The organism is Streptomyces sp. NPDC093065 (genome assembly GCF_044754585.1).
Taxonomy (GTDB): domain Bacteria; phylum Actinomycetota; class Actinomycetes; order Streptomycetales; family Streptomycetaceae; genus Streptomyces.
Genome location: NZ_JBIVPJ010000004.1, coordinates 1 through 7,138 on the forward strand (window position 1 = coordinate 1; position 7,138 = coordinate 7,138).

Here is a 7,138-nt window from a genome sequence, read left to right on the forward strand (position 1 = left end):
GACCTCGGCCAGGTGGGCCTGGACTTCACCGGTGGTCAGGCCCTTCGCGGCCAGCGAGATGACCATCTCGTCGATGCCGGTCAGGCGCTTCTGCCGCTTCTTGACGATCTTCGGCTCGAAGGAACCGTCGCGGTCGCGGGGCACGGTGATCTCCACCGGCCCGACATCGGTCAGGACCGTCTTGGAGCGTGTGCCGTTGCGTGAGTTGCCACCGTCCTTGCCCGCCGGATCGTGCTTGTCATAGCCGAGATGATCGGTGATCTCGCCCTCCAGGGCGGACTCCAACAGCCGCTTCGTCAGCCGCTGGAGCAGCCCGCCCTCGCCGGTCAGCTGCAGGCCCTCGGCCTGGGCCCGGCCCACCAGCTCGTCGATCAACTGGTCGTCCACAGCCTTCGCCGGCACAGTCTTCGAAAGCTCAACAGCTCCGGGCTCAGCTACGTTCTCACTGGTCATCGATGCATCCTCCATGATCGGGAGTTACACCGAACGATTTACAGTCCCTCACCATCCGGGATACGCAGGGACGGCTTTCGGAAGCCCAGGCCACCACCACGGGCACGTCAACCAGCCGGCGAGGCGCATCGAGAAGACTGCGGGGGAGCATGACATGCCCGGAGGGCAAAGGCCCCTCCGAGCGGCTCGCACACGGTTTTGGAACCGGAAGGGCACGCGGCCAGCGACCGCTCAGTTGCTCACCGCCGGACCAGTGTCCGAACCGAACGCTCGCTCCCGCTTGGGTGCAGGGCCCTGTTTCCGGCGGAGGGCGGCGGCAATGATCGCTACGGCTACGCCGCCGAAGGCCCAGGCGCCGAGGATCCAGAGTGCGCCGGTGGTGGCGTTGCCGTTGAAGTAGACGGTGTTGCGTACCACCGTGGTGCCGGCCCCAGGGGGCAGGGCTTGGCCGATTGCGGCCCAGAAGGGGGGCAGGAGGGATGCGGGGTATACGCCGCCGGAGCTGGGGTTGCCCAGCACGGTGAAGATCAGGACGGTGAGTCCGAGGCCGACTGTGCCTGCCACGGACTGGAGAGCGACGCCGACGGCGCCGGAGGCGAACACCACGAGCGTGCCGAGGCCGGCCAGTTCCCAGAATGCGCCGGGCAGGCAGTTGAGAACGGGGCCGACGATGAGTGCTCCTCCGATGCCCGAGACGAACGCGTAGGGGAGCATCGCCGCGAGGCGCACGAGGGTGCGGTGCAGGGTGGGGCGTTTGGAGCCTGCCGCCATGTTCAGGGCGGATGCGGCGAGGTAGCCGCCGATGGTCCAGCTCAGGACTAGGTAGAACGAGGACAGCCCCCGGGAGTCGCCGGCCGAGGGCGGGCGGAGGTCACGGACGACGATCTGGCGTTCTTGTGTGCGGGCGGCGTCCTGAAGAATCTCGGTTGCCGCAGTGGCAGCCGACGGTCCGCCGGCGGAGGCGACGAGCACGGTGTCGGCACGTGCCGCCGGGTCCAGGACGAGGACGGCGTCCGTGCGCCGGTCCAGCAGCCGTGTCCGCGCCTCGGCACGGTCGGCGACGGCCGTGACCCGGAGCGGATCGCCGGGCAGGGCGTTGAGCCGGGCAACCGCCTCTCGTTCCACCTCGGGGAGCGCGACCAGTGTGATCGGGACCTTGTGCGGTTTCGGTGCGTGGAAGGCACCCATGTAGGAGAGGGCGAAGCCCAGTTGCAGCAGGAGTACCCCGAGCATGACGAGCGCTGCCCGCGCCGTGATGGCATCACGCAACTGCGCCCCGGCACCGTCCTCAACCGACGTCGACCGACCCGTCGAACCCGTCACCTGGCCTCCCCGGCCTCAGTTCAATGCGCTCAGCACCGCATCCTGACCCGTCGCTCTCACGCCGTCTCGCGAACACGCACGCGCACGGCACTTCGGGACCCGTCCGGGCGAATGGCGCACGCAAGAGGAGACCAAGGACGCAACGCGGGAAAGCGCGAACATGCCCCGCTTCACATGGTCTGATAACCCAGGAGTCATCACTGGAGGCTGGGGGCAAGTGGTGGAACTACGGGACATCGAGATCTTCTTGACGCTGGCCGAGGAACTGCACTTCGGCCGGACCGCAGACCGGCTGCACGTGTCGCAGTCGCGTGTGAGCCAGTCGATCGCCAAGCAGGAGCGAAGTATGGGAGCGCGTCTCTTCGCTCGAGGCAGCCGCAAGGTCGAGCTCACCGCCATCGGCACGCAACTGCGGCGCGATCTCGGCGCGGGCTACCAGCAGATACTCGACGGCACCCGCGCGGCCACCGCTGCCGCCCGTGGCTCGACGAGCACGCTGACACTCGGGTTGCACGGTTCCCAGGCACACGACCAAGTACGCCTGCTCGACCTGTTCCGGAGCCGGCACCCCGAGGTCGCCCTCCGCATTCAGGAGGTCATCTTCACGGACCCCTTCGGCCCCCTCCGGAACGGCTCGGTCGACGTGGCGACCGCCTGGCTGCCCGTCCGTGAACCCGATCTCACCGTCGGCCCGATCGTCGTCACCGAGCCCCTGCTTCTCATGGTCGCCACCGACCACCCCCTGACCCTGCGGGACGCCGTCAGCTTGGAGGACCTGGCCGATTGGCCCCTGCCGCACTCCGCCACACCCATCCCCGAGTACTGGCAGCAGACACTCGTCCCCACCCACACCCCCGGCGGCCGGCCCACCCGGCGCGGCCCGAAGGTCTCCTCGTTCCAGGAACTCGCCGCCGTGGTCGCGGCGGGCGAGGCGATCAGCCTCGTGCACGGCGACGCCGCACGCTACTACCAATGGCACGGCCTCCGGTATCTCCGCCCGTACGACGCTCCGACGGCGAGCTGGGCGCTGATCTGGCCGACGGCCGGAGAGACGGGCCTGGTCCGTGCACTCGCAAGGGCGGCGCGGGACACGGGACCGCTCACAGGATGAGGGGCCGGTCAATCGTCACAGGGCGAGGGTCTGTCCGGCGTGCGCTTCCCCCAGCTGGTTCGGCGGCAGAACCACTCGCTCGCTGTCTTCCGGTCAGGGTCCTCACGCCAGGCCTCGTCTTCGTGGACGGTCTTGTCGTTCAGATCACCATGACGAGCAGGACGATCACCAGCAGGGCGACGTAGGCCACGGAGTGCACCCGGTCCGGGACGCGGGCCGCGGCGCGGCGGGCCAGGGCGATGGTGGGCAGCGAGCCGCCGAGCAGCGCCGCGCAGGCGAGCAGGTCGATGTAGCCGAGCCGTCCGGCCTGGGCGTGCAGGGCGGGGGCGGCGAGGATGTAGACGGCGGTGCCGACCACGGCGACGGGCACGCTGAGCGGGTTGGCCATCGCCGTCGCGTCGGCCATCGGCAGGCCCCGGCGACGCAGCAGCGGCACGGTCATGACGCTGCCGCCCACGCCCAGGCACGCGGCGACCGAGCCGATCCCGACCCCTCCCAGCGTCCTGGCCGGGCGGCTCAGCGGACGTGGCTCCCGGGCCCTCGGGGTGGACAGGAAGCCCTTGCGCAGCAGGCTGTCGGCGATCGTCACCAGCAGGTACACGGCGAACAGCACCCGCAGCGCGGTGTCACCGATCCGGGTTGCCGCGAACGACCCGGCCACCGCGCCGACCAGGACGAATGCGGCCATCGGCCAGATGTACTCGCGACGCAGCCGACCCTGGCGCCACTGTGCCAGGGTGGCGACGGCCGAGTTGACGACCATGACAGCCGTCGATGTCGCCACCGCCACGTGCATCGCGTCGGCGCCGGAGGGCGCCGTGACGTTCTGGAGGCCGTAGACGACGGGGACGGTGACGAAGCCGCCGCCGAATCCGAAGATCACGGTGGTGATGCCCGTCAGGCAGCCGAAGAGGGTCAGCGTGAGGTATGAGGTGAGCACTGCCACGACGCTACGGATCGGACCGCATGGCGGGCAATCGAACGAACGCCAGGTACTTGCGTCAATCCGACAGCCCGGCACGGCCCTAGTCTGGCGGTGTGCGCAACGTCCACATCGACGAGGTCGACGCCCTCGACCGTGCCGTCCTGGCCATCGGCACCGACTACCCGCCCGGCCACCTGCTGCCGTTCCACGAGCACCGCCGGGCCCAGGTGCTGTATGCCGCGACCGGTGTCATGGAGCTGGCGACGGCAGAGGGCACCTGGACGGTGCCTCCCGATCGCGCGGTGCTGATCCCGGCCGGGACCCGGCACCAGGTGTGCATGCCCGGGGTCAGCACCCGCAGCCTCTACATCGAGCCCGCAGCCGTGCCCTGGTTCCCCACCCGCTGCCAGGTCGTCGAGGTCTCCGCGCTGTTGCGCGAACTCCTCCTGACAGCAGTCGACATGGAGCCCCGCTATCCCGAGCACGGCCGCGACGCGACGTTGGTCGGCCTGCTCCTGTACGAACTCGCCGGCCTGGTGCCCCTCCCCCTGGACATTCCGTTGCCCGCCGACCCCGCACTTCGGCGGCTGTGCGACGCGTTCCTGCGCCACCCCGACGTCCACGACCCGCCCGCCCGCTGGGCCGCCGCCCTGGGCGTCAGCGAACGCACCCTCGGCCGGCGGTTCCGCGGCGCCACCGGGCTGAACTTCGCAACTTGGCGGCAACGGGCCTGCATCGTGCACTCTCTGCAGCACCTGGCCGCCGGCGCGCCGGTCACCCGGATCGCGGCCCGCCTCGGCTACGACAGCCCCGCAGCGTTCACCACCGCCTTCCGGACTCTGCTGGGCCACCCGCCGAGCACCTACCGGACCGCCCCGTAGCCCGAGCACCCGACCTTCGAGTCGGACGACGGTCTCGACTTCGCCGTCGAGGTGGAAGGTGGACCGACGCGGCTCGCCGGCGGGGTCGGCTCCCGTCAGGCGGGCGTGCCCGCCCAGGCGGTCAGTGCCTGGATCCGCTCGTCGCCGCGCGCACCGCCGTCGGTGGTACGGGTGGCCCACGCGACGTGGCCGTCGGGTCGGACGAGAACCTCGGTCACGCCGTCGAGGGCGGCGTGCTCGTCGTACTTGTCAACGGTGACGGCCGTGACCCGCGACGCCCAGCCTTCGACCGACTTTTGGAGGGCCGGGTCTCCGGTCAGGGTGAGATGGACGAAGCGGCCCTGGGCAAGCAGTTCGTACACCCGTGTCGCCTCCCGGTCCGTGGTGGTCAGCCCGACGTCGGGCATACGCCGCCCCACCAGCGGATCGGCGTCCGGAGTCGTCGGCGGGTAGTGGGTGCCGAGCGCGGAGACCTGGTCGGCGAGCCGTTGGTTGACCTCCGCCATGCCCAGCAACTGGTCGACAAGCGTGCGCAGGGCCACGGCCGGGCGCTGATACTGCTCGATCAGCGTCAGCTCCGCCAGCAGGGTCTGGACCTCGGTGTTCTCGGTCACCGACTGGCCGACCGGCCGCCGTTCGCGGCCGTAGCTGTCCAGCAGCCCGGGCGGGGCCCAGCCGGCCACCACGGCGGCGAGTTTCCAGCCCAGGTTCATGGCGTCCTGCAGCCCGGTGTTGAGCCCCTGGCCCGCCGCGGGGAAGTGGATGTGCGCGGCGTCGCCCGCCACCAGGACGCGTCCCGAACGGTAACTCTCCGCAAGCCGGGTGGCGTTGCCGAAGCGCGACAGCCAGCGAGGCTCGGCGACCCCGCAGTCGGAGCCGGTGATCCGGGTGAGTGACGTGCGGAACTCCGCCACGGTCACGGGCTCCCCGGCCGGCACCCGCAACCGCTCCGGATCCAGGTAGACGAAGCGGGTGAGCCCTCCTTCCAGCGGCACGACGATCACGCCCTGGGCCCGTGCGGCATCGAGTGCGCCGGGCCGCGGGTCGACGACCCCGAAGTCGCCCAGCACCCCGGTCAGCGTCTCGTCGGTGCCCGGGAAGCCGATCCCGGCGTCCTGCCGCACGATGCTGCGTCCGCCGTCGCACCCGACCGCGTAGAGGCCACGCACGGTCTCGGTGCCGCCGCCGGGAGGGCGCACCTCCACCGCGACCCCGTCGCTGTCCTGGCTCACGCCGAGGGTCTCGTGTCCGCGGCCGATCTGCACTCCCAGTTCGCGCGCCCGTTCCTCGAGGAGGGCTTCGGTGCGCGCCTGGGCGAGGAAGAGGGTGTAACCGTGCCTGGAGTCGAGAGCGCTGAAGTCCAACTGGGTGGGCAACCCCGCGAAGTGCCAGCCCGGCACGGTGCGGCCGAGCGGAAGGAACCGGTCGAGGAGCCCTCGTTGGTCCATCAGTTCCACACTGCGGGGGTGCAGAGTCAACGCCCGCGAATCGCGCTGCGGCTCACTGCGGCGCTCCAGAACGCGGGTCCGTACGCCCGCCAGCGACAGTTCGCACGCGAGCATCAGCCCGGTCGGGCCCGCGCCCACGACGATCACTTCGGTGTCCATCGGAGATACCCTCCTACATTTAGTGAACGACGTTCACATGAACACCGTTCACTATAGTGGCGTCCATGAACTCGCCGTCAAGCCCCACCCGAGGGCGGCCCGCCCGACTCGACCGGGCCCGCACCATTCAGACCGCCCTCGACCTGCTGAACGAGTCCGGCCTCGACGCGCTGACCATGCGCCGGCTCGCCGACGCGCTGGGCGTCCAGGCCGGTGCGCTGTACCGGTACTTCGCGACCAAGCAGGACCTGCTGACCGCGATGGCGGAGCGGATGGTCGGCGGCGTCGCCGACGCCGCCGGGCCGACGGGGGACGGCGACTGGGGCGAGAGAGCGGCGCGGCTCGCCCGCGCGCTGCGTACGGCCCTGCTCGCCCATCGCGACGGCGCACGCGTCTTCGCCGGTACGCACTCGACGGGCCCCAACACGCTGGGCTTCTCCGAAAGCCTCGTCGGCGTCCTGCGCGAGGCGGGCTTCGACGACGGCGAAGCGGCGCGAGCGCTGTACGCGGTGGCCAACTTCACCGTCGGCCACACCCTGGAGGAACAGGCCGCCCACCCGCCGGCGGACGGGGAGCCCGCCCATGCGGGCATCCTGCACGAGGCAGTGGCGGCAGGGACGTATCCGCACCTCGCCGCCACCCTGCCGGTGCTCACCAGCACGGACTTCGCGACACACTTCGAGTTCGGACTGCGGCTGCTCCTGGACGGACTGCGCGCCGTCCGGCGGTGAGCCCGACGGGCCGTGAAACGGCTGGTGCGGTCGCGCGTCACTCGCGGTGCGACCAGCGGTTATCGAGGCTGTTTGTGGGGCGACGCACAGGTCGCGTTGGCCTGCAC

7 protein-coding genes are annotated in these 7,138 nt (G+C 70.7%); 3 read left to right on the top strand and 4 right to left on the bottom strand.

The features are described 5' to 3' along the window. Together ACIQFU_RS08485 and ACIQFU_RS08490 are read right to left on the bottom strand one after the other, a co-directional pair. Positions 1-453, bottom strand: a 453-nt coding sequence (locus tag ACIQFU_RS08485; protein ID WP_402550045.1) for a transposase, incomplete at its 3' end; no start/stop codon positions are given. 231 nt (positions 454-684) lie between these two features. Further along, positions 685-1,776, bottom strand: a complete 1,092-nt coding sequence (locus ACIQFU_RS08490) for a DUF3533 domain-containing protein (protein ID WP_402550047.1) — start codon at positions 1,774-1,776, stop codon at positions 685-687. 217 nt (positions 1,777-1,993) lie between these two features. Here ACIQFU_RS08490 and ACIQFU_RS08495 point away from each other — a divergent pair, with 217 nt between their 5' ends. After that, positions 1,994-2,887, top strand: a complete 894-nt coding sequence (locus ACIQFU_RS08495; protein ID WP_402550048.1) for a LysR family transcriptional regulator — start codon at positions 1,994-1,996, stop codon at positions 2,885-2,887. Positions 2,888-3,026: 139 nt separating this feature from the next. On the opposite strand, the gene ACIQFU_RS08500 is transcribed toward ACIQFU_RS08495, so the two are convergent. After that, the gene (locus tag ACIQFU_RS08500; protein WP_402550049.1) at positions 3,027-3,827 is read right to left on the bottom strand and encodes a sulfite exporter TauE/SafE family protein; all 801 of its coding nucleotides are present in this window, start codon (positions 3,825-3,827) and stop codon (positions 3,027-3,029) included. 98 nt (positions 3,828-3,925) lie between these two features. Between ACIQFU_RS08500 and ACIQFU_RS08505 the strand changes: the two genes are divergently transcribed. Then, entirely contained in the window at positions 3,926-4,693 is a 768-nt protein-coding gene (locus tag ACIQFU_RS08505; RefSeq protein ID WP_402550051.1) for an AraC family transcriptional regulator, read from the top strand. Positions 4,694-4,788: 95 nt separating this feature from the next. Here the strand turns inward: ACIQFU_RS08505 and ACIQFU_RS08510 are convergent, their stop codons facing one another. Continuing rightward, a complete protein-coding gene (locus ACIQFU_RS08510) occupies positions 4,789-6,300 on the bottom strand; it encodes a monooxygenase (RefSeq protein ID WP_402550053.1) in 1,512 nt (503 codons plus the stop codon). Between the two features lie 65 nt (positions 6,301-6,365). Between ACIQFU_RS08510 and ACIQFU_RS08515 the strand changes: the two genes are divergently transcribed. Beyond that, positions 6,366-7,031, top strand: coding sequence for a TetR/AcrR family transcriptional regulator C-terminal domain-containing protein (locus ACIQFU_RS08515; protein WP_402550055.1), 666 nt, complete (start codon positions 6,366-6,368; stop codon positions 7,029-7,031). The last annotated feature ends 107 nt before the right edge of the window (positions 7,032-7,138 follow it).